16 protein-coding genes are annotated in these 23,045 nt (G+C 68.6%); 3 read left to right on the top strand and 13 right to left on the bottom strand.

Going from position 1 to position 23,045, the window contains the following annotated elements; genetic code table 11:
• Positions 1–187: 187 nt before the first annotated feature.
• Positions 188–1,693: a hypothetical protein gene (locus OTB20_RS20180; RefSeq protein ID WP_267819376.1), complete on the bottom strand. Its 1,506-nt coding sequence runs from the start codon at positions 1,691–1,693 to the stop codon at positions 188–190.
• 265 nt (positions 1,694–1,958) lie between these two features.
• On the opposite strand from OTB20_RS20180, the gene OTB20_RS20175 reads away from it, so the two are divergent.
• The gene (locus tag OTB20_RS20175; protein WP_420716443.1) at positions 1,959–3,035 is read left to right on the top strand and encodes an LCP family protein; all 1,077 of its coding nucleotides are present in this window, start codon (positions 1,959–1,961) and stop codon (positions 3,033–3,035) included.
• 131 nt (positions 3,036–3,166) lie between these two features.
• Here OTB20_RS20175 and OTB20_RS20170 read toward each other — a convergent pair whose 3' ends face one another.
• The 6 genes from OTB20_RS20170 to OTB20_RS20145 all read right to left on the bottom strand — a co-directional run bounded on the left by OTB20_RS20170 (position 3,167) and on the right by OTB20_RS20145 (position 11,641).
• Complete coding sequence (locus OTB20_RS20170; protein WP_267819372.1) at positions 3,167–4,681, bottom strand: amino acid permease; 1,515 nt, start codon at positions 4,679–4,681, stop codon at positions 3,167–3,169.
• A gap of 131 nt (positions 4,682–4,812) precedes the next feature.
• Entirely contained in the window at positions 4,813–6,729 is a 1,917-nt protein-coding gene (dxs, locus tag OTB20_RS20165) for a 1-deoxy-D-xylulose-5-phosphate synthase (protein WP_267819371.1), read from the bottom strand.
• A gap of 252 nt (positions 6,730–6,981) precedes the next feature.
• Positions 6,982–8,253 (bottom strand): sugar ABC transporter permease, encoded by a 1,272-nt coding sequence (locus tag OTB20_RS20160; protein ID WP_267819369.1) that lies wholly within the window; start codon positions 8,251–8,253, stop codon positions 6,982–6,984.
• Positions 8,250–9,038, bottom strand: a complete 789-nt coding sequence (locus tag OTB20_RS20155; RefSeq protein WP_267819367.1) for an ATP-binding cassette domain-containing protein — start codon at positions 9,036–9,038, stop codon at positions 8,250–8,252. The genes OTB20_RS20160 and OTB20_RS20155 overlap by 4 nt, the downstream gene beginning before the upstream one ends.
• Positions 9,039–9,198: 160 nt before the next feature.
• Complete coding sequence (locus OTB20_RS20150; RefSeq protein ID WP_267752972.1) at positions 9,199–10,296, bottom strand: sugar ABC transporter substrate-binding protein; 1,098 nt, start codon at positions 10,294–10,296, stop codon at positions 9,199–9,201.
• A 130-nt stretch (positions 10,297–10,426) separates the two neighbouring features.
• The gene (locus tag OTB20_RS20145) at positions 10,427–11,641 is read right to left on the bottom strand and encodes an ROK family transcriptional regulator (RefSeq protein WP_267819364.1); all 1,215 of its coding nucleotides are present in this window, start codon (positions 11,639–11,641) and stop codon (positions 10,427–10,429) included.
• Positions 11,642–12,222: 581 nt separating this feature from the next.
• Between OTB20_RS20145 and mgtA the strand changes: the two genes are divergently transcribed.
• Both mgtA and OTB20_RS20135 read left to right on the top strand, forming a co-directional pair.
• Positions 12,223–14,943: a magnesium-translocating P-type ATPase gene (gene mgtA, locus OTB20_RS20140; RefSeq protein ID WP_267819362.1), complete on the top strand. Its 2,721-nt coding sequence runs from the start codon at positions 12,223–12,225 to the stop codon at positions 14,941–14,943.
• A 100-nt stretch (positions 14,944–15,043) separates the two neighbouring features.
• Complete coding sequence (locus tag OTB20_RS20135; protein WP_267819360.1) at positions 15,044–15,208, top strand: hypothetical protein; 165 nt, start codon at positions 15,044–15,046, stop codon at positions 15,206–15,208.
• Here OTB20_RS20135 and OTB20_RS20130 read toward each other — a convergent pair.
• The 6 genes from OTB20_RS20130 to OTB20_RS20105 form a co-directional block, all read right to left on the bottom strand.
• Entirely contained in the window at positions 15,201–16,130 is a 930-nt protein-coding gene (locus tag OTB20_RS20130; RefSeq protein ID WP_267752819.1) for a carbohydrate ABC transporter permease, read from the bottom strand. The genes OTB20_RS20135 and OTB20_RS20130 overlap by 8 nt on opposite strands.
• Before the next feature lie 12 nt (positions 16,131–16,142).
• On the bottom strand, positions 16,143–17,087 hold the full coding sequence (locus tag OTB20_RS20125) for a carbohydrate ABC transporter permease (RefSeq protein ID WP_267752818.1): 945 nt from the start codon (positions 17,085–17,087) through the stop codon (positions 16,143–16,145).
• Between the two features lie 34 nt (positions 17,088–17,121).
• Positions 17,122–18,573, bottom strand: a complete 1,452-nt coding sequence (ngcE, locus tag OTB20_RS20120) for an N-acetylglucosamine/diacetylchitobiose ABC transporter substrate-binding protein (protein WP_267752817.1) — start codon at positions 18,571–18,573, stop codon at positions 17,122–17,124.
• A 305-nt stretch (positions 18,574–18,878) separates the two neighbouring features.
• The gene (acnA, locus tag OTB20_RS20115) at positions 18,879–21,608 is read right to left on the bottom strand and encodes an aconitate hydratase AcnA (protein ID WP_267819359.1); all 2,730 of its coding nucleotides are present in this window, start codon (positions 21,606–21,608) and stop codon (positions 18,879–18,881) included.
• 294 nt (positions 21,609–21,902) lie between these two features.
• The gene (locus tag OTB20_RS20110) at positions 21,903–22,463 is read right to left on the bottom strand and encodes a hypothetical protein (RefSeq protein WP_267819357.1); all 561 of its coding nucleotides are present in this window, start codon (positions 22,461–22,463) and stop codon (positions 21,903–21,905) included.
• Between the two features lie 153 nt (positions 22,464–22,616).
• Positions 22,617–22,988 carry a hypothetical protein gene (locus OTB20_RS20105; RefSeq protein ID WP_267819355.1) on the bottom strand — a complete coding sequence of 124 codons (372 nt, stop codon included), beginning with the start codon at positions 22,986–22,988 and terminating at the stop codon, positions 22,617–22,619.
• Between the last annotated feature and the right edge of the window lie 57 nt (positions 22,989–23,045).

Below are 23,045 nucleotides of genomic sequence, written 5' to 3'. Positions count from 1 at the left end.
TGTACCGGCGGAACCTTCGCCCCGTGATCACGTGTGACAGCAGGTGGCTGCCGTAGGGCGCCAACCGTTCACTTATGGTTCAAGTAAAGGGCGTTCTTTGACCTTAGCAATACGTCGATGACACCAGCCAGTGCGCAAGTCGATGATGGCGGCCATCAAACCCGCACATGAATTGATGAAACGGTCGCTATAGGACACTCCACGGAGTGAACTCCAAGCCATCGGATCCCAGTTGCTGTCGGGCGACGCGCAGCTTTCCGTCCATCCCGACCGTGACGATCACCACACGGCCCCGGCTGTCGAAGGCCGCGGCGGGCGGAACGATGGAGCGTTCCCCCGATTCCGACCACCACACGCCCGTATCCGGCCGCCCGTCCGGGTGCGCGCCGATCGCCGGCACTCCCCCGTGGCCGCCGCGCACGAGCACCGTGCAGCCCCAGCCCTGGATGTCGGCTCCCGAGACCCCCGCGACGGGGCCGTCCCCGTCCGGGCCGCCGAGACCGATCGGCGTCTGGGCGCCGGGCCACCAGACGCAGACCTCGTTCGTCGCCGAGTAGCGGAAGCGCACCAGCCCGGACTCCGGGGCCGCCGACAGGCTGCCCGCGCGCAGACTCACCGGCACCCTGGCGTCCTCCTGCCAGGCCGACTCCGCGTCCCGCCGGTGCCAGTGCACGGCGCCCTCGGCGTCACGCGCCCGGGCGACCAGCTGCACACCGCCGTCGGACGCCGGGAAGGCCGTCATCTCGTCGGCCACCTTCTGCCCCCGCAGGGCGTCCCAGCGGCTCAGGCGCCCCTTCGGCGACTGCGTCCGGACGCTGACGCCGTGCCCGAAGTTCCGTACGAACACGTGCATGGACCCGTCGGCGGCGAAGGCCGCCGACGGGAAGCCGACCGAGCGGGCCACCTGCCAGTTCGGAGCGTGCGGGTTGCCCAGTGCCACCCACGGCCCGAGGGGCCGGCCCGACTGGTACTGGGCGGCGCACACGACCTCGATGTCGGCGCCGCTCTCCTTGCGCTTGGTCCGGCTCAGGCCGAGCAGGTACGCGTAGCCGTCGGGGCCGCGCAGCACGCGCAGCCCCGGCATGAGCTCCGGGCCGTCGAGCAGTTCGGGGCCGCTCCAGCCCTCGGCCTCGGTACGGCCCTCGGTCCAGCGGACGACGCCGGCGGCCGTGGGCAGGTACGCGGACAGCCGGCCGTCCTTGCCGCTGACCAGCCAGCCGGTGGTCAGCGGGTAGCGGGTGGCGGCCTCGGGGGGCAGCCCCGTCCCGGCGCCGGCCCTGCGGCACTCCACGAAGACGGGTACGCCTGCTTCCAGCTGGTAGCGGCGGGCTGCCCGCAGGGCGCTGCGCGCCGCCTTGCCGCGGGCCGCGGGCTCGTTGACGATCGGGAGCTTGCGCTCGGTGTCGAAGGAATCGTGCGCGGGATCCGGGTCCAGGGTCCGCAGCCGTACGGGTCCGGTCTCGTGGAGGACGTCCAGGATCTGCCCGGTGATGTTCCCGGCTCCGGCGTCGAGGACGAAGGGCTCTCCGGAGAAACGGCAGCCGCGTCGGCTCGCCGCGGCCATGGCCGCTTCCAGGGCCCGGTACTCGGCTCCGCTGCCGCCGTCCAGGCAGATCACCTCGATCACCGAGCCGTCCGGCTCCGAGGCGATCAGCGCGATGGCCTCGGCCGGCGCCGCCACGACGATCGCCACAGGACCGGCCTGGACCGCCCCCGCGCGGGGCGCCGCCGCCGGCATCTGCTCATGGGAAGTGGCCCCGCGTCGCGCACGACGTCCGCTCGCTCGGACCATGGCCTCTACTCCCCCTTAGCTCTTGCGGACTGTGCACATCCGCCTCACGCCAACCTCGAAGACGATAAGCGCTCTCCCGTTCGAGTTTAAAATCTGCCTATAGTGCAGCGGCATCCGGCCGACCGCGCCGTCCGCCAGCCGACGAGGCCCCGAGGATTCGAGCAGTATGACCCAACAGACCGCGACACCCAGCCACCGGAACACCGGACGGCGTGGAGTGCGTCCGCCCAGGTCACGCGGGCGCCGTGCGATGAAGATCTTCCTGGTGGTGGTGGTCGTGCTGCTGCTCGGCGCCGCGGGCGCCGGCTGGTGGGCGTACAGCCACCTCAACGGCAACATCGACAGTGTCGACCTCGACCAGGCGATCGGTGTCGACAACCGCCCGGCGAAGGTTCCGGACAGCGGGCAGAACATCCTGGTGCTGGGCTCGGACTCGCGCGCCGGCGCAAATGGTGAGCTCGATCACGGCGATGTCAGCGGCTCCCGCTCGGACACCAACATGCTGGTGCACATACCCGAGGGCCGTAAGAAGGCCACCGCCATCAGCATCCCCCGCGACACCCTCATCACCCGTCCCGAATGCAAGGACGCGAAGGGCAACACGGTTCCCGGGGCGAAGCGCGTCATGATCAACTCGGTCATCGGGACCGGCGGCCCGGCCTGTGTCGTCAAGACCGTCGAGCAGATGTCCGGCATCCGCGTCGACCACCTCGTCAAGGTGGAATTCGCCGGCTTCAAGGAGCTGGTGGACTCCCTCGGCGGAGTCAACGTGACCCTCGACAAGCCGATCAAGGGTGGCCTGAACCTGGACGCGGGCACCCACCGGCTGAACGGCACCGACTCCCTGAAGTTCGTCCGCACCCGCCACGGCTACGGCGACGGCAGCGACCTCGGACGCATCGACCTGCAGCAGAAGTTCATGATCGCGATGCTGACCGAGATCAAGAACCAGGACGCCCTCGGCAACCCGGCCCGTCTCTACAAGCTCGCCGACGCCGGCACCAAGGCACTGACCACCGACTCCCAGCTCGGTTCCCTCAAGGGCCTGTCGGACTTCGCCCAGAGCATGAAGGGCGTGGACCCCGAGACCATGGAGACGATCATGCTCCCGGTCGCCTACGACAAGATCGACATCAACCGCGTGGTCGCGTCGGAGCCGCAGGCGGGCCAGCTGTGGGAGGCCCTGCGCAACGACAAGACGATCCCGGCTTCGGCCAAGAAGTCGCCGGCCACCGGCGGCTGACGGTTCGACCGCTCCGGAACACGGGGCCGGTCGCGAAGGGCTCTGCGCCCCGCGACCGGCCCCGCGGCCGTATCCATTGACCCGGGTGAGCACTCGAACCGCGCATCCACTCCCTGCGGCCGCGGGAGAGGTCAGCGGCCTTCGCGCGCCGGGTTGGCGGTCATGCCCTCGCCCCGACCCAGCCGGCTGTGCTTCTTCCCGTAGAGGAAGTAGACGAAGAAGCCGATCACCATCCAGATCCCGAAGCGCAGCCAGGTCTCGGCCGGCAGGTTCAGCATCAGCCAGACCGACGCGGCGATCGACAGGACGGGCACGACCGGGACCCACGGGGTGCGGAAGGACCGGTGCAGGTCGGGCCGGGTGCGGCGCAGGACCATCACGCCGAGCGCGACGACGACGAAGGCGAACAGGGTGCCGATGTTCACCAGGGTCGCCAGCTCGTTGATGCTGGTGAATCCGGCGACGATCGCGATGACCCCGCCGAGCAGGATCGTCGGCCGGTAGGGCGTACGGAACTTCGGGTGGGTCCGCGAGAAGAAGCGCGGCAGCAGCCCGTCACGGCTCATCGCGAAGAACACCCTGGTCTGGCCGAGCAGCAGGATCATGCAGACCGTGGTCAGGCCCACGGCGGCGCCGAAGCTGATGATGCCTCCGTAGACCGGATGTCCGGCGGATTTGAAGGCGTCGGCCAGTGGGGCGCTGGTGGAGAGGTCCTTGTAATTCTGCATGCCGGTCACCACGATCGACACCGCCACGTAGAGCACGGTGCAGATGATCAGCGAGCCGAGGATGCCGCGCGGCATGTCCCGCTGCGGCAGCTTGGTCTCCTCGGCCGCCGTGGCCACCACGTCGAAGCCGATGAAGGCGAAGAAGACCACGGAGGCGGCGGTGAAGATGCCCATGACGCCGAAGTTGGTCGGGTCGTAGCCGAAGAGGAGCTGGACCAGGGGGGCGTCCAGTCCGGAGCCGCCCGTCTGGGGCTCGGCCGGCGGGATGAACGGCGTGTAATTGGACTTCGTGATGAAGAACGCGCCCGCGATGATCACGATGAGCACCACCGTGACCTTGATCGCGACGACCACCGCGGTGATCCGCGCGGACAGCTTCACCCCGACGACCAGGATCGCCGTGAGGACCAGGACCAGGACGAAGGCGAGCACGTCGAAGCTGCCGCCCGGAACGTCCGGTCCCTGGAGCGAGGCGGGCAGGTGGACGCCCGCGTTGTCCATGAGCGAGCGGACGTACCCCGACCAGCCGACGGCCACGACCGCGGTGCCGAGCGCGAACTCCAGCACGAGGTCCCAGCCGATGATCCAGGCGGGCAGCTCGCCGATCGAGGCGTACGAGAAGGTGTACGCGGATCCGGCCACCGGGACGGTCGAGGCGAACTCGGCATAGCACAGGGCGGCCAGCGCGCACACGACGCCGGCGGCGACGAACGCGAGGGCCGTGGCGGGTCCGGCGGTCTCCTTGGCGACCTTGCCCGTGAGGACGAAGATGCCGGTACCGATGATCACGCCGACGCCGAAGACGGTCAGGTCCCAGGACGAGAGCGACTTCTTGAGCGCGTGTTCCGGCTCTTCCGTGTCGAGGATCGACTGCTCCACCGATTTCGTACGGAAGGGGCCGTTCAGGTTCCTACTCACCGACGCACCTCGCAGGAAGACCGCATCGAAACGAAACGGGCCGGAAGGCCCACCCTCCAAGGGTGAACCTCCCGGCCCGTCGCGTGCAACCGCAGATGATCAGCCGCGGCCCGTGAGCCGTCGTGCTCCGGTCAGTCGACGGTGGCGGCCCGCTCGCTGTCGTAGCGCCCGTCCAGCTTGGCCACCAGGCCCGTGACCTGCCGCGCGATGTCCGGGGCGGTCAGACCGATCTCGGCCATGACCTCCTTGCGCGTGGCGTGGTCCAGGAAGCGCTGCGGAATGCCGAAGTCGCGCAGCGGTACGTCGACCCCCGCGTCCCGCAGTGCCTGTGCGACGGCGGAGCCCACACCGCCGGCGCGGCTGTTGTCCTCGACGGTGACGACCACCCGGTGGCGGTCGGCGAGCGGGGCCAGGGCCTCGTCCACCGGCTTGACCCAACGGGGGTCGACCACGGTCGTGGAGATGCCCTGCTTGTCGAGCAGATCGGCGATGTCCAGGCACATCGGGGCGAGTGCGCCGACCGAGACGAGCAGTACGTCCGGCCGGGTGACTTCCTCGGCCGGGACGCGCAGCACGTCCATGCCGCCGATCTTGCCGATGGCCGGGACGGCCGGGCCGACGACGCCCTTGGAGAAGCGCACGACCGTCGGCGCGTCCTTGACCGCGACGGCCTCGCGCAGCTGCGCCCGCAGCTGCTCGGCGTCGCGCGGGGCGGCCAGGCGCAGGCCCGGGACCACCTGGAGGATGGACATGTCCCACATGCCGTTGTGGGAGGCGCCGTCGGTGCCGGTGACTCCGGCACGGTCCAGGACGAAGGTGACCCCGCACTTGTGCAGGGCCACGTCCATCAGGACCTGGTCGAAGGCGCGGTTGAGGAAGGTCGCGTACACCGCGAAGACCGGGTGGGCGCCGCCCGAGGCCAGACCGGCGGCCGAGGTGGCACCGTGCTGTTCGGCGATGCCGACGTCGAAGATCCGGTCCGGGAAGGCGTCGGCGAACTTCTTCAGCCCGACCGGCTGGAGCATGGCGGCGGTGATGCCGACGATGTCCTTGCGCTCCTTGCCGAGCTGCACCATCTCGTCGGCGAAGACGGAGGTCCAGCTGGCGGCGTCCGTGGAGACGGGCAGCCCGGTGTCCGGGTGGATCGGGCCGATGCCGTGGAAACGGTCCGCCTCGTCCTGCTCCGCGTGGGTGTAACCGCGGCCCTTCTGGGTCAGGCAGTGCACGATGACCGGTCCGCTGAAGCGCTTGGCGCGCTGCAGGGCCGATTCCAGGGCCTCGATGTCGTGGCCGTCGATGGGCCCGATGTACTTCAGGCCCAGGTCCTCGAACATGCCCTGCGGGGCGATGAAGTCCTTGAGCCCCTTCTTGGCCCCGTGCAGGGTCTCGTAGAGCGGCTTCCCGACGACCGGGGTGCGCTCCAGGAGGTCCTTGCCGCGAGCCAGGAAGCGCTCGTAGCCGTCCGTGGTGCGTAGGGTCGCCAGGTGGTTCGCGAGGCCGCCGATGGTGGGGCCGTACGAACGCTCGTTGTCGTTGACGACGATCACCAGGGGGCGGTCCTTGGCGGCGGCGATGTTGTTCAGCGCCTCCCAGGCCATACCGCCGGTGAGGGCCCCGTCGCCGATCACCGCGGCGACGTGGTGGTCCTCCTTGCCGAGCACTTCGTTGGCCTTCGCGAAGCCGTCGGCCCAGCCCAGCACGGTGGACGCGTGCGAGTTCTCGATCACGTCGTGCTCGGACTCGGCGCGCGAGGGGTAGCCCGACAGGCCGCCCTTCGTGCGCAGGCCGGCGAAGTCCTGCCGGCCCGTGAGCAGCTTGTGCACGTAGGCCTGGTGGCCGGTGTCGAAGAGGACCTTGTCCTTGGGCGATTCGAAGACCCGGTGCAGGGCGATGGTCAGCTCGACCACACCGAGGTTGGGGCCGAGGTGCCCGCCGGTCTTGGAGACGGCATCGACGAGGAAGGACCTGATCTCTGCGGCGAGCCGGTCGAGCTCCTCCTGGCTGAGCCGGTCCAGATCGCGCGGTCCCTTGATGCGGGTCAGCAGCACCCGTGCCTCCTTGCAGTCGCTTGCTGGTCTGCCGAGTCTAATGTTCTGCACTTGGTCGCCAGTTAAGCGCGGTCCCGGTCAGGTCACACCTTTGTCATACCTGTACACATCAGTACGGAGTCACACCCCCCAAAAGGGGCCATACCCGCACACCTGTGCGTACATACCTACGCACAGGTGCCCGGCGCCACACGAAGTGGCACCGGGCACTGTGACGGTTCTTACCGCCCGATCACGTTCCGCGCGCTGCGGTCAGGCGCGTCCGGCCGTCTTCTGCGTCTTGCGGGTGATCGAGTCGATCACCACGGTGGCGAGGAGGACCGCGCCGGTGATCATGTACTGGATCGGCGTCGCGATTCCCTCCAGGGCCAGACCGTACTGGATGGAGGTGATGACCATGACGCCGAGGAGGGCGTTCCAGGTCCGGCCGCGGCCGCCGAAGAGGCTGGTGCCGCCGATGACGGCCGCCGCGATCACGTTCATCAGCAGGTCGCCGGCGCCGGCGCTCTGGTTCGCCGCCGCGATCTTGGAAGCCCAGAAGAGGCCGCCGATCGCCGCGAAGGTACCGGCGATCGCGAAGACCGTGATCCGGACCCGGTTGACGTTGATGCCGGCGCGCCGGGAAGCCTCGACGCTGCCGCCGAGCGCGAAGATCTGGCGGCCGAAGGAGGTGCGCCGCAGGAGGAAGTCCGTGCCGACCAGGGCCAGCAGGAAGAGCACGATCGCGAGCGGCAGGCCCTTGTACTGGTTGAACACGACGGCCGGCCCGAAGGTGAACACCGCGAGGAGTCCGGTGCGCAGCAGGATCTCGCCGAGCGGCCGGGAGGGGACCTTGGCGGCCTCACGGCGCCGCGCGTCGGAGAAGGTCGCGAGGAAGTACCCGACCACGGCGACGGCGGCGAGCCCGTAGCCGACGGCCACGTCCGAGAAGAAGTACGTGGTCAGCTGCCCGACCACACCCTCGGAGTCGATGTTGATCGTGCCGTTGCTGCCGAGGATCTGCAGCATGGCGCCGGACCAGAAGAGCAGGCCCGAAAGGGTGACGGCGAAGGCCGGGGCGCCGATCCGGGCGAAGAAGAAGCCGTGGAGGGAGCCGATCAGGGCACCCCCGACGATCGCCGCGAGGATGGCCAGCCATTCGTTGACGCCGTGGGTGACCGAGAGGACGGCCACGATCGCGCCCGAGACACCGCTGACCGAGCCGACCGAGAGGTCGATCTCGCCGAGCAGCAGGACGAAGATGATGCCGACCGCCATCATGCCGGTGGCCGTCATCGTGATCGCGATGTTGGTGAGGTTCTCGGCACCGAGGAAGTTCGAGTTCAGGCCCTGGAAGATGCTCCAGATGATGATCAGGCCGAGGACGACGGGCACGGAGCCCAGGTCGCCGGCCTTGAGCTTGCGGCCGAACTCGTTCAGGTACCCGGCGAAGCCCTGCTCGCGTACGAGCAGGCGGGGGTCCACGGCCGGGATCGCGTCGTGCGCGGCGGCCGGGTTGACGGGGTCTATGTGCTGGGTGCTCACTTGCGGGCCTCCCCGGTGCGGGCCGCCCGGCGGGTCACGGCGTTGTCCGTGGCACCGGTGATGGCGGAGATGATCTCTTCCTGCGAGGTGTCCTTCACGGAGAAGACCCCGTTGTTGCGGCCCAGCCGCAGGACGGCCACCTTGTCGGCCACGGCCTTCACATCGGCCATGTTGTGGCTGATGAGGATGACGGCGTGGCCGCGCTCACGCAGCCGCTCCACCAGGTCGAGCACCTGAGCGGTCTGCTCGACGCCGAGGGCGGCGGTGGGCTCGTCGAGGATCACGAGCTGGGGCTCGCCCAGCATGGAGCGGGCGATCGCCACGGTCTGGCGCTGCCCGCCGGAGAGCGAGGCGATGGGGATGCGGACGCTGGGGATCCGGATGGACAGGGTGGTCAGGAGCTCGCGTGCGCGCCGCTCCATCTCCACCTCGTCGAGGATGCCGCGCCGCTTCAGCTCGCGGCCCAGGAAGAGGTTGCCGACGACGTCGATGTTGTCGCACAGCGCGAGGTCCTGGTAGACCGTCGCAATGCCCAGGTTCTGGGCGTCGTGGGGCTTGGCGATCGAGACCGGGCGGCCCTGCCACTCGATGACTCCGTCATCGATGGGGTGCACGCCGGCGATGGTCTTGACCAGCGTGGACTTACCGGCGCCGTTGTCGCCGACGAGGGCGACCACCTCGCCGGAGTAGATCTCGAGTTCTACGTCGGTGAGGGCCTGAACGGCGCCGAACCGCTTCGAGACCCCTCGCAACGCCAGTACGGGCGCAGCGGACACATGAACCATCTCCTTGCCGCCTGACCGGCGGGGATGTCGTGCAAAAGAGCAAGACCACGGGGGTATGGGAGAGAAACGTTTCTGTCCGGCGCCCCGCCAGTGGCGGGATGTGAAGGCGGGAGCGCCGGACAGGCAAGGGGGCCGCTCGGCGCACCGAGCGGCGGGGGCCTTACTTCAGGCCGAGGGTGGCGCAGGCGGCCGCGTACTTGTCGGTGCAGATCTCGTCGGCCGTGTAGACGTTGTCCCGGATCACGGTGTCCTTGACGTTGTCCTTGGTCAGTGAGACGACCGGGATCAGCAGGGACGGAACGCCCTTGGTGGTGGGGCTGTCGACCTTCGCGGTGGCGGTGGTCGCGATCGGGTCACCCTTGGCGAGGGCCACTGCCATCTTCGCGGCGGCCTGGGCCTCGGGGGCGTACGGCTTGTAGACGCTCATGAACTGCTCGCCCGCGACGATCCGCTGCACACCGGCGAGTTCGGCGTCCTGGCCCGTGACGGGGGGCAGGGGGGACACACCGGCCGCCTTGAGGGCGGTGATGATGCCTCCGGCCATGCCGTCATTGGCGGAGTAGACGCCGATGACCTTGTCCTTGCCGAGCGCCGAGAGCGCGGCCGCCATGTTGGTGTTGGCGTTCTCCGGCTTCCACTCGACGGTGTCGTACTCCTTGCCGATGTTCACCTTGCCGTCGAGGACGGAGTGCGCACCGGACTTGAAGAGCTTGGCGTTCGGGTCGGTGACCGAGCCGTTCATCATGACGATCTGGCCGGACTTGGCCTTGTCGCCCAGGGCCTCCAGGAGCGCCTTGCCCTGGACCTTGCCGACCTCTTCGTTGTCGAAGGAGGTGTAGGCGTCGATCGGGCCCTCTGCGAGACGGTCGTAGGCGACGACGGGGATGCCCGCCTCCTTCGCCTTCTTGACCGAACCGGCGATGGCCTTGGAGTCCACCGCGTCGATGATCAGGACGTTCACCTTGTTGGTGATCATCGTGTCGACCTGCGAGTTCTGCGTGGTCGCGTCCTGCTTGGCGTTGGCGTAGACCACTTCGCCCTTGCCCGCGGTGAGATCTGCGACAGCCTTCTCGATGAGCGGCTTGTCGAACTTCTCGTAGCGCGCGGTCTGGTTCTCCGGCAGGAGCAGCCCGACCTTGATCGCGTTGCCCTTGACGGTGGAGGTGGAGGCCTTGTCGCCGGACTCCTTCGCACTGCCACAAGCAGCGAGTGAGACGGCCATGGCGCTGGCGGCGACGGCTACGGCGACTCTGCGCATGCGCGTGTTCATTACTTGAACCTCCCTGACGAGGCCGCAGCGTTGCGGCCGAGGTGGGTGTGAGTCAACCCCGGCCGCAAGTTTGCCGTCAAGGAGTGAATCCTTAACGAGATGACAACGGTGCCATCCGTTATCTAACTGAAGACAAGACGGCGGGAGCTCGTACCCCACTCCCATTTTCCGTCAAAAGCGTCGAATCGCCCATCTCACTCAGTACGAGGGCCAGCGCCCCGAGCACCTCGGCCCGTCCGCCCAGCGATCCCGTGAGCACCGACAGCTGCCGGGCCGCACTGGGGATCGCGTACCTCCCCACGGATTCACGGATGGGGGCCAGCACCAGTTCACCGGCGTCCGCGAGCGAGCCGCCCAGGACCACCCGGCTGGGGTTGAGGAGGTTGCACAGACTGGCCACACCGCTGCCGATGTGGCGGCCCACGTCCGTGATGACCCGACGGCAGCCCGGGTCCCCCTCCCGGGCCAGCTCCACGACCCGCTCCATCGTCAACTCGGCGCCGTGGCTGCTCTGCAGGAGCGGCAGCACGTACCGGGCCGCGGCGAAGGTCTCCAGGCAGCCGCGGTTGCCGCAGCGGCAGACCGGACCCGATTCGTCCAGCGTGATGTGCCCGATCTCGCCCGCGGTGCCGCCGGGTCCCCGGTAGATCTCCCCGTTGATCACGAGGCCGGCGCCCACACCGCTCGCGACCTTGATGTACGCGAGGTCCTTGACCCCGCGCCCGCTCCCCCAGACCAGCTCCCCCAGCGCCCCGAGGTTCGCGTCGTTGTCCACGTACACGGGCACTCCCAGGCGCTGCGAGAGCTCGCGCCGCGGGTTGATCCCGGCCCAGCCCGGCAGGATCGCCGTGGACCCCAGCGTGCCGGATTCCACGTCGATGGGGCCGGGTACGCCGAGCCCGACGCCGATGACCTTGTCGCGGCTGACCCCGATGCCCTCGACGAGCCGTCCGACCAGGGACTCGGCCCGGTCGAAGCCGTCGACCCAGGAGGCGTCCACGTCCAGCGGCTCGGACTCCTCGGCCAGCACCTGGTGGGCCAGGTTCCCCACGGCCACCCGCAGGTGGGTGTGGCCGAAGTCGACGCCGATCACGATGCCGGCGTCACCGCTGAGCGAGACGCTGCGCGCCCGCCTGCCACCGGCCGAGGTGTCCTTGACCTCGACGGTTCCGGCCTCCTTGAGCTCACGGACGATGTTGGAGACCGTGGCCGCCGACAGCCCGGTGGTCCGGGCGATCTCCGCCTGGGTCAGCGAACCCGCGAGCCGCACCGCCCGTACGACGCGCTCCAGATTCGCGCGATGCAGTGAAGACTGCGATCCGGGAGTCTGCACGACTCATCCACTCCTGCCCATAAGCAACGGCAAGCCGTCGCCCCCCGGCCGGGGCCGTCAACGGCTGAGTGCTCCGAGACCCCGGCGTCTCTCCAACTTGTGAACCTTAAGTCGAGCCTTTGCGCCTCACGACGTCAAGAGGCCGACGCAGCACGAATCGGCCACTACCGGTCATAAGTATGAGAGAACCTCCATCCCTATCGTGCTACGGTCGCCGTGGCGCTGGTCTTCCACGGTCTTCACGGCCGGATCGGACGCCCTCTGCAATGAAAGTGCTACGCAAGGAGGTGTTCGGGATGAGTCCCGATCGAAGTCCTTGCAGCGCTCTCTTCGGCTGAGCTCCCTGAGCGGCCGGTTCTCCTTCGAGTGTGCACGGCCGCGGCCCTTTGCCGCCCCCGCGCGTTTCTGCATTCACCTTCGTAACCCCTTCCGCATGCCCTGACGTCTCCGTCGGGCCTGCGTCATCCATGCCCACCGGCGTGCCCCGCGGCCGTACGTTGCCGCTCCGCGCCGACCCATGATCACTCCACGTGACCGCACGGCTTCGCGCTGCCCGGACACCGTGGAGGGAGGTATTTGCCATGACCATGCTCACCCCCCGTACCCCCGCCAAGCTCGCACCCCCGGGCCGGGCCCGCCGCGAACGCAAGGCCGCCGAGCTGGAGGCCCGCACCCGGCTCGTCGGCGAGCACCTCGCCGACATCAGCGCCCGCTCGGGCGTCCGGGTCCTGCAGGACGTGGACGCGTCCCCGGGCGGCCTCACCCACACCGAGGCCGCGCTGCGCCTGGAGCGGCACGGCTCCAACGTCATCGCCCAGGAACGCGCCCCGCGCTGGTACGTCCAGCTGGCGAAGGCGTACGCCAACCCCTTCATCGCGGTCCTGGTCTTCCTGGCCGCCGTCATGTACTGGCAGGACCCCGCCGACCCCGGCGTCATCATCCTCTCGGTGATGGTCGCAATCAGCGGCCTGCTGCGCTTCTGGCAGGAGTACCGCTCGGGCCGGGCCGCCGATGCCCTGGGGCAGCTCGTCACCACCACCTGCGCGGTGCAGCGCCGGGCCGGCAGCGGGTCAGGACCCACCACCTTCGAGATCCCGATGGACCGAGTGGTGCCGGGCGATGTGGTCAAGCTGGCCGCCGGCGACCTGATCCCGGCCGACCTGCGGCTCATCACGGCCAAGGACCTGATGGTCAGCCAGGCCTCCCTGTCCGGGGAGTCCCTGCCGGTCGCCAAGGCCGACACCCGCGCCGACGACCTCGGTCAGCTGGAGACCACCGACCCCGTCGAGGCCGACAACATCTGCCTGATGGGCACCTCGGTGACCTCCGGGACCGCCACCGGAGTCGTCGTCGCCACCGGCTCCGACACCTACTTCGGCTCGATGGCCGGCTCCCTGGTCGGCGAGCGCCCGGAGACCAACTTCGACACCGGGGTGCGCAAGGTCAGCTTCCTGCTGATCCGCTTCATGCTGGTGATGGTCCCCATCGTCTTCATGATCAACGGTTTCACGAAGGGCGACTGGGAGGCAGCCTTCCTCCTCGGCATCGCCGTGGCGGTCGGACTGACCCCCGAGATGCTGCCGATGGTCGTCTCCGCCAACCTGGCGCGCGGCGCGGTGGCCATGTCCCAGCGCAAGGTGGTGGTCAAGCGGCTCAACGCCATCCAGAACCTGGGCGCGATGGACGTGCTCTGCACGGACAAGACCGGCACCCTCACCGAGGACCGGATCGTCCTGGACCGCTACCTCGACGTGCACGGCGGCGAGGACAACGAGGTGCTGGAGTACGGCTACCTCAACGCGCACTTCCAGACGGGCCTGAAGAACCTGATGGACCAGGCGGTCATCGACCGCGTGGGCGAGGCCGAGGAGGTTGTCGTCGATGCTCGGTTCTCGATGGTCGACGAGATCCCCTTCGACTTCGCCCGGCGCCGGATGTCCGTGGTCCTGAACCGCAACAGCCTCGTGGGCGGCTCCGGCCGGCCCGAACACGTCATGATCACCAAGGGGGCCGTCGAGGAAGTCCTCGCCCTGTGCACGCACATGACGGACCGTGGGCGGAAGGTCGAACTGACCGAACAGCTGCGGTGGCACGTCACCCGCATCGCCGAGGACAACAACCGCCAGGGCCTGCGCGTCCTCGCCGTCGCCACCCGCACGATGGGCAGCGCGCGCTCTACCTACGCGGTCGCCGACGAGGACCAGCTGACCCTGGTCGGCTTCCTCGCATTCCTCGACCCGCCGAAGGCCGACGCCGCCCGGGCCCTGCAGGGCCTGGCCGACAAGGGCATCGCGGTCAAGGTCGTCACCGGCGACAACGAGCTCGTCGCCGCCCGCGTCTGCGCCGACGTCGGCCTCACGGTCGGCCACGTGGTGGGCGGCTGCGAGATCGACGCCCTCGACGACGCCGAACTGCGCGCGCTGGCAGCCCGTACGACGGTCTTCGCGAAGGTCAACCCGGTCCAGAAGGCCCGGATCGTGCGGGCCCTGCAGGCCGACGGCCACACGGTCGGCTTCCTCGGCGACGGCATCAACGACGCGGCCGCGCTGCGCGACGCCGACGTCGGCATCTCGGTGGACACCGCCGTGGACATCGCCAAGGAGTCGGCGGACATCATCCTGCTGGAGAAGGACCTGACCGTCCTCGAGCAGGGCGTGATCCAGGGCCGGACCACCTTCGGCAACACGATCAAGTACATCAAGATGACGGCCAGCTCCAACTTCGGCAACGTCTTCTCGGTACTGGTGGCGAGCGCCTTCATCCCGTTCCAGCCGATGCTGGCGATCATGCTGCTGGTCCAGAACCTGGTCTACGACATCGCCCAGCTGGCCACCCCCTGGGACCGGATGGACGAGGACTATCTGCGCAAGCCCCGCAACTGGGACGCCAAGGGCATCGGCCGCTTCATGCTCTGCATCGGCCCGATCAGCTCGATCTTCGACATCGCGATGTTCGTCATCATGTGGAACGTCTTCGCGGCCGACACCGAGGCGCACCAGGCGCTCTTCCAGTCCGGCTGGTTCATCGAGGGCCTGCTCTCGCAGACCCTGGTCGTCCACATGATCCGTACCCGCAAGATCCCCTTCATCCAGTCCCGGGCGTCCTGGCCGGTGATGGTGATGACCGTCCTCGCGGTGCTGACCGGGCTCTTCCTGCCCTTCTCGCCGCTGGCCGCCTCGCTGGGCTTCGTACCCCTGCCGGCGAGCTACTTCCCGTGGCTGATCGGCGTGCTGCTGGCGTACTGCACGCTCACGCAGCTGCTGAAGACCGTGTACATCCGGAAGTTCGGCACCTGGCTCTAGGCCGAGGCCCACATCCGCCACCGGCTGGTCGACGCCCTGGGGCGGCCGGGCTAGCAGCTGCGCTCGATCCCGCAGCCAGGACGGCCCGGAGGCCGGCCTGGTGACGGTGTCCGCGCTGCTGACCGCCGAGGGCCAGGGGGGCCGGATGCTCGAGGAAGCCGTCAGCAACCTCTCTCTCGGCCCGCCCCCAGCCTCCGGCCGGGGGCCCCCGGTCTCGGCGGTCAGCTGGTCGGTCGTACCCGACCCCTCCGCCGCCGCTACTTGAGCGTGGCGGAAGTGAGACCTGCCTGGATCTGCCGCTGGAAGGACAGGTAGACCACCAGCATCGGGATCATCGCGATGGTCACACCGGCGAACAGCACCGGCAGGTCCGTCTCGTAGCCCATCTGGTACTGCAGCTGGATCAGGCCCTGGGTGAGCATGTAGCGCTCGGGGTCGGATCCGGTCTGCGGCTGCATCAGCACGGAGGGCAGGATGTACTGGTTCCACTGCCCCAGAACATTGAATATTCCGACGCTGATCAGGCCGGGCTTGGCCATCGGGAGCATCACCTGGAAGAAGATCCGGGTGTGTGAGGCCCCGTCGATCACCGCCGCCTCGTGCACGGCCGTCGGCAGCGTCCGGAAGAACGAGTGCATGAAGAAGACGGTGAACGGCATCGAGTACGCCACGTACACCAGGATCAGGCCCTGGAAGGTGTTGAGCATGTCCAGCCGCTTCACCATGAAGAACAGCGGGACGAGCGCCAGGAAGACCGGGAACATGGCCCCGCTGACGAAGAAGAAGTAGATCGGCCGGTTGCCCCGGAAGGGGTAGCGGGCCAGGACGTACGCGGCCATGGAGCCGAGCAGCATCGTCAGCGGAACCGAGAACACCATCACGATCATCGTGTTGGCGAAGTAGTCCCCGATGCCCTTGCTCCAGGCGCGCGGGAAGGCGTCGAAGTGCCAGTTGGCCGGCCAGCTCAAGGCCGACTCGCCGATCTGCACGTCGGTCTTGAACGAGCCGAGCACCAGCCAGATGAGGGGCAGGATGATCAATATCCCCCACACGGCGAGGAAGCCGTGTGAGAAGACGTTGAGGACCATCCCGTCGGAACCGCTCTTCTTGCTGCCGCGGGACTGCCCGGTAGCGGCGGAGCGCTTCTCTGCCGCCGCCTCGCCCGGTGCTTTGATCACAGTGGTCATCGTGGTCTCCCGCTAGAACTCGACGTGCTCGCGGCGAGTGGCCCGCAGCGTGATGGCGGAGAGGATCAGGGTGAGGACGAGCATCACGACCCCCATGGCGCAGGCATAGCCGGCGTGGCCGAAGTAGAGGAAGTTACGCATCAGCACCGTCGCCATGACCTCGCTGTGGTGGTCCGGTCCGCCGCCGAACTGGCCCGAGGTCATGGTCGACACGAGGACGAACATGTCCATGGCGGCGATACCCAGATAGACCGCGGAGGTCTGCACAGAATCCCACAGCAGGGGCAGCGTGACCTTGAAGAAGGTCTGGGCGCGCCCCGCGCCGTCGAGCAGTGCGGCTTCGTAGATGTCCTTGGGGACCGACTGCATGGCCGCCGAGAACAGGACGAGGTAGAAACCGACCCCGTGCCAGACGACGACGAGCAGCAGGCACCAGAGGACGAAGTTCGGCTCGTTGAGCCATTCGATGGGGTGGGCCGGGTCGACCAGACCCAGTTTGGTGAGGAATCCATTCAGCAGGCCCCCCTCGTCGCTGCGGTACACGGCTCCGAAGAGCACCGCGAGGATGGCGAGGGAGAGCACCTGCGGGAAGAAGTAGATCACCTTGTAGAGGGCGGAGCCCGCCACCCCCTGGACTCCGCCGGCTCCGCTGCGCCCACCGGCGTTCAGCATGAAGGCGAAGAACAGGGAGATGAAGATGGTGATCGCCGGGACGAACACCAGGAGCAGCAGGTTGTGCAGCAGGGCGCCGCGGAAGACCTCGTCCTTCAACAAGGCCGAGTAGTTGTCCAGCCCGACGAAGTCGAAAGTCGGTGACTGACCCGTCCAGTTGGTGAAGGAATAGCCGAACGTCTGAATGTACGGCCAGATGACAAAGGTCAGGTACAGCGCGAGGGGCAGGATGAGGAAGCCGGCGATGAAGCCGCCCCGCCCCTTGCTGTTTGCTACGTGGCTCATGGTGTCCGTCCCTGGTGACCGGTGGACGCGGGCGTCAGCTGCGCTTGTTGTTCTTGGCGTTCGGGTCCTTGGTCGCCTTGTCTACCGCAGCCTGGGCCCGCTTGATCCATTCCTTGGGCTGGATCCGCTTGGCCATCAGCTCATTGGACGCGTTCTCGAGCTCCGTGCCCATCTCGCTGTACCAGTCCGCGTAGCGGTAGTTGAAGGTGTTGTCCCCGGCCGCCTTGAGCGCTCCGACGGCCGACTGGGTGCCCGGGCGGAGCTTGACCGCCGGGTCCACGCCGTCCTTGAGGACGGTGAGGGAGTTGGCCTGCTGGGCGAAGAGGGTCGACCATTCGCGCGACAGCATCGAGCGGAGGAACTCCAGGCCGCCGGCCTTGTTGGCGGCCTTCTCCGGGACGATGAAGGGCTCGCCGGCGCCGGCGCGGATGGCCTCGAAGGGCAGCTTGCTCCCGGGCAGCACCGGCATCGGCAGGAACTGCATGTCGAAGTCTTCCGGGGTCTGCTTGAGCTGCTCGTTCTCCAGCCAGGAGCCGGAGGTGATGAAGGCGGCCTTGCCCTGGTTCCACTGGGTCTGGGACTCGGTGTGCGTCAGGCCGTTGGTGCCCGGCATCAGCAGGTCCTTCTCGACGATCTCGTAGACCGCTTCGACGGCCTCGAGCGCGACCGGGTTGTTCGCGAAGGCGTTCGGCTCGAGGTTGTCGATCGCCTTCATGGCATCCAGGCCGCCCTTCTTGGCGATCAGGTCCATGATGGCGACGTTGATGTAGTACGGGTACTTGCCCTGGTGGGCCAGGCCGCCGATGCCGGCTTCCTTGGCCTTCTTGCAGATCTCCATGAACTCGGGCCAGGTCTTCGGCGGGGTCCAGCCCTTCTCCTTGAAGAGCTTGCCGGAGTACCACAGGCCCCAGACGGTGTAGACGTACTGCAGCGCGACGAACTTGCCGCCGATCATGCCGCCTTCGATGGTCCCGGGCATCAGGGTGTCGCGGACCTTCTTCGACGGGTCGTCGAGCGACGGGGCGTCGAGCACCACGGTGAGGTCGGCGAGCTGGTTGCCCTTCGCGAGCACGTCCAGCTTGATCTGCTGGGCGCCCGAGTCGTCGACGACGTCCGGCGGGTTGCCGCCGTTGAAGCGCGGCTGCAGCTTGGAGGTGATCTCCTGGGTGGAGAGGTGCGAGGAAGTGGTGCCCCACTTCTTGTCGAACGCCGCTTCCCAGGCCTTGGCGTAGTCGTCGCCGTAACCGCCCTTGAAGACGACCACGTCGAGCTTGCCGCCCTTGGCGACGCCGAACGGGTTCTCCTTGGTGACGGCCACCTTGGACTCGTTGCCCTTGGTCGTCTCGTCGGAGCCGGAGGCGCACGCGGACAGGAAGCTCATGGTCGGTACGGCGATCAGTCCGAGTGCCGCGGAGCGCTTGATCAGGTCCCGGCGGCCGAAGCCCTCACCGTTGCTGTTCTCGCCGTGGGCGGAGGTGGATCCCATGCTCAAGTCCTCGCCTTCGTCAGGAGTGTGAAGGAGGAAGGAAAGTGCGACTGCTGCCGCCCAGCGGACATCACCGCAGGTCCCCGCCGTCCCCCCGTCCGGTGCCGCTCGTTTCGCGGTGACCCGGACGGGCACAGGTATAGTCCACTTCCGCTCCTGTGAGCAAGATCATGTACCGGTATGGGCCCCGGCTTTTCCGAGTTGAGACCTCACCGTCACCTGACCTGGACCGTTGGAGCCACCCACAAAAACGGAAGGGCCGTACCCCCTTAACGGAGGTACGGCCCTTTGGTGCCGGTATGCGCTCAGCCGCGGATCAGGTTGCGCAGCACGTACTGCATGATGCCGCCGTTGCGGTAGTAATCGGCCTCGCCCGGGGTGTCGATGCGGACGACCGCGTCGAAGTCCACGCCCGTGTCGGTGGTCACCTTCACCGTGCGCGGGGTGGTGCCGTTGTTCAGCTCCTCCACACCGGTGAAGGAGAAGGTCTCCTCGCCGGTGAGGCCCAGGGAGGCCGCCGTGGCGCCCTCGGGGAACTGCAGGGGCAGGACGCCCATGCCGATCAGGTTGGAGCGGTGGATGCGCTCGTAGGACTCCGCGATGACGGCCTTGACGCCGAGCAGGGCGGTGCCCTTGGCGGCCCAGTCGCGCGAGGAGCCCGAGCCGTACTCCTTGCCCGCCAGGATGACCAGCGGGATGCCGGCGGCCTGGTAGTTCTGCGAGGCGTCGTAGATGAACGCGACCGGCGCGTCCGGGGCGGTGAAGTCGCGGGTGAAGCCGCCCTCGGTGCCCGCCGCGATCTGGTTGCGGAGGCGAATGTTCGCGAACGTACCGCGGATCATGACCTCGTGGTTTCCACGGCGGGAACCGTACGAGTTGAAGTCGCGGCGCTCGACGCCGTGCTCCGTCAGGTACTTGCCGGCCGGGGTGTCGGCCTTGATGGCGCCGGCCGGGGAGATGTGGTCGGTGGTGACCGAGTCGCCCAGCTTCGCCAGTACGCGGGCGCCGGCGATGTCGGAGACCGGGGTGGTCTCCATCGTCATGCCCTCGAAGTAAGGGGGCTTGCGCACGTAGGTGGACTGCGGGTCCCACTCGAAGGTGTTGCCGGTCGGGATCGGCAGCGCCTGCCACTGGGCGTCGCCCGCGAAGACGTCCTGGTAGGACTTGTTGAACATGTCTTCGCCGATCGCGTTCGCGACGACGTCGTTGACCTCGGCCTCGGAGGGCCAGATGTCCTTCAGGAAGACCGGGTTGCCCTCGGTGTCGATCCCGATGGCGTCCTTGGTGATGTCCACCTTCATGGAGCCCGCGATGGCGTACGCGACGACCAGGGGCGGGGAGGCCAGGTAGTTCATCTTGACGTCGGGGTTGATGCGGCCCTCGAAGTTGCGGTTGCCCGAGAGCACCGAGGTGACCGCGAGGTCGGCGTCGTTGATCGCCTTCGAGATCTCCTCCTCCAGCGGCCCGGAGTTGCCGATGCAGGTGGTGCAGCCGTACCCGACGAGGTTGAAGCCCATCTTGTCGAGGTACGGGGTCAGGCCGGCCTTGTCGAAGTAGTCCGTGACCACCTTCGAGCCCGGGGCCAGGGTGGTCTTGACCCACGGCTTGCGGGCGAGGCCCTTCTCGACGGCCTTCTTCGCCACGAGCGCCGCGGCGACCATGACGTAGGGGTTCGAGGTGTTGGTGCACGAGGTGATCGCGGCGACCGTGACGGCGCCGTGGTCGATCTCGAAGGAGGTGCCGTCGGCCAGGGTCACCGGGGTGGGCTTGGTGGGCACACCGTTGGACGTGGCCGGGGAGTCGGACGCCGGGAAGGACTCCTTGCCGGACTCCTCGTCGTCGTTGACGTAGTTGCGCACGTCCTGGGCGAACTGCTGGGAGGCGTTCGCGAGGATGATGCGGTCCTGCGGGCGCTTCGGGCCGGCGATGGAGGGGACGACCGTGGAGAGGTCGAGCTCCAGCTTCTCGGAGAAGTCCGGCTCGGCGGCCGGGTCCAGCCACAGGCCCTGGGCCTTGGCGTACGCCTCGACGAGCGCGACCTGCTGGGCGTCGCGGCCCGTCAGGCGCAGGTACTTCAGCGTCTCGTCGTCGATCGGGAAGATCGCGGCGGTGGAGCCGAACTCCGGCGACATGTTGCCGATGGTGGCGCGGTTCGCGAGGGAGGTGGCGGAGACGCCCTGCCCGTAGAACTCGACGAACTTGCCGACCACACCGTGCTTGCGGAGCATCTCGGTGATGGTCAGCACGAGGTCGGTGGCGGTGGTGCCGGCCGGCAGCTCGCCGGTCAGCTTGAAGCCCACGACGCGCGGGATCAGCATGGAGACCGGCTGGCCCAGCATCGCGGCCTCGGCCTCGATGCCGCCTACGCCCCAGCCCAGCACGCCCAGGCCGTTGACCATCGTGGTGTGCGAGTCGGTGCCGACGAGGGTGTCGGGGTAGGCCACACCGTTACGGACCATGACCGTGCGGGCCAGGTGCTCGATGTTGACCTGGTGGACGATGCCGGTGCCCGGGGGGACGACCTTGAACTCGTCGAAGGCGGTCTGGCCCCAGCGCAGGAACTGGTAGCGCTCCCGGTTGCGGCCGTACTCCAGCTCGACGTTCTGGAGGAACGCCTCCGGGGTGCCGAACTTGTCGGCGATGACCGAGTGGTCGATGACCAGCTCGGCCGGCGCCAGCGGGTTGATCTTGGACGGGTCGCCGCCGAGGGCCTTCACGGCCTCGCGCATCGTGGCGAGGTCCACGACGCAGGGAACGCCCGTGAAGTCCTGCATGATCACGCGGGCCGGCGTGAACTGGATCTCCTCGCTGGGCTGGGCCTGCGAGTCCCAGTTTCCGAGCGACCGGATGTGGTCGGCGGTGACGTTCGCGCCGTCCTCGGTACGGAGCAGGTTCTCCAGCAGGACCTTCAGGCTGTAGGGAAGACGGGCGGAGCCCTCGACCTTGTCCAGCTTGAAGATCTCGTACGACTCGTCGCCCACCCGCAGCGTGCTGCGGGCGTCGAAGCTGTTCGCCGACACGACAGTCTCCTTCATGCATGAATTCGCGCGTATTGCCGCAATCCTGCCGCGAGGCACTCTGGCCATTCCGCTAAGGTGAGGCTAAGTTAGGTAACCCTTACCAGCGGGGCGGCTGCGGCACGTCCGGGGCAGATATCTCGATGTCGAGATAACTCTAATACATGCGGGGGTCGCGGGACGAGGCACGCACCCTCGGCCCCGCCGGTACCGTCAGCCGGCCAGGCGATTGAGCATGTCCGGATTCGATGAGCTTGACCAGGGACGAAACCGCCCTTTCCGCGATCCGCTCCGGGTCGAAGGTGACAGTGGTCACTGAAGGCTCGTTCCCGGCGTACGCCGAGTCCTCGCCGGCGCAGACCCGCAGCAGCCCCTCGGATCCGGACGCCCACCCTGGTCGTCGGCGCGGATGGCGACCCTCCCCCGGCCCGCCGCCGGGGACGGCGATGCCGTGGCGCGCGGCCGCGGCCAGCACCTGCCGGCCTCCGGGTCGTACACGCAGTAGACCGCTTCGGGCAGGTCCGGCCCCGCGAAGGCCGGGTCGAAGGCGTGCCCGGCCGCGTCGTCGGGGTCGAAGGGGATCACGAGCGGAGTCCGGCGGCGCTCGGCGCACCAGTGTTCGTAGGCCGAGGTGACGGCTCCGGGGTAGAACCGCCGGCCGTAGCCCGCGTGCAGCGCGATCCGCCGGGCACCGCAGGACGCGAGGTGGTCCAGTACCTCGCCGGTGGTGGCGGTGTGGTCGTTGTCCACCCACACGTGGCCGGGCCCCGGATCGGCCGGGGGCCCGTCGAAGACCACCGGCAGGCCCCGCGCCCGCAGTGCGCGCGGCACCGGGTCGTCGGCCGGGCTGTCGAGGAGCAGCATCCCGTCCACCGCCAGGGTGTGCCACAGCGGCTCGGCGCCGCGGTCGGCGGGCAGCGCGGTCAGGGCGTAGCCGCGGGCGTGCGCCGCCGAGGTGGCGGCGATGAGCAGCCGGGCGCAGTGGGCGATCCGGGCGAAGCCCCAGGCGAACCCCGGCCTACGTGGTCACCGCGATGCCCAGGCTGCGGTTGCGCGGGCCGCGCCGGGCACCGTAGCCGAGGGAGCCGGGGCGACCTCGCGCACCCGGCGGCGGGTGGACTCCCCGAGGCGGCCGGTGCCGTTCCGGGCGTGCGAGACAGCCGGGGGCGCGGCGGGTCTCCTGGGCGCGGGGCCCGCCGCGGCCGCCTCCGCCGCTCCGGTCGGCGGGCGGGCGGTCGGGCGGGGCCCGGGGTCGGCCGCCCTGGTGGTCCGCAACGCCTCGGTGTTCACCGGGACCGGCCGCCGGGGGCCGGTGCGGGCCGTCGCGGCCGGCCGGAACGGGAAGATCCTGGCGACCGGGAGCGACGCGGAGCTGCGCCGGTACGTGGGCCGGGACACCGAGGTCGTCGACGCCCGCGGGAACACCGTGATGAGCGGGATCCACGACGGCCACGT

Source organism: Streptomyces sp. H27-H1, assembly GCF_026627445.1.
GTDB lineage: Bacteria > Actinomycetota > Actinomycetes > Streptomycetales > Streptomycetaceae > Streptomyces.
This window is presented reverse-complemented; position numbering and strand designations above follow the sequence as displayed.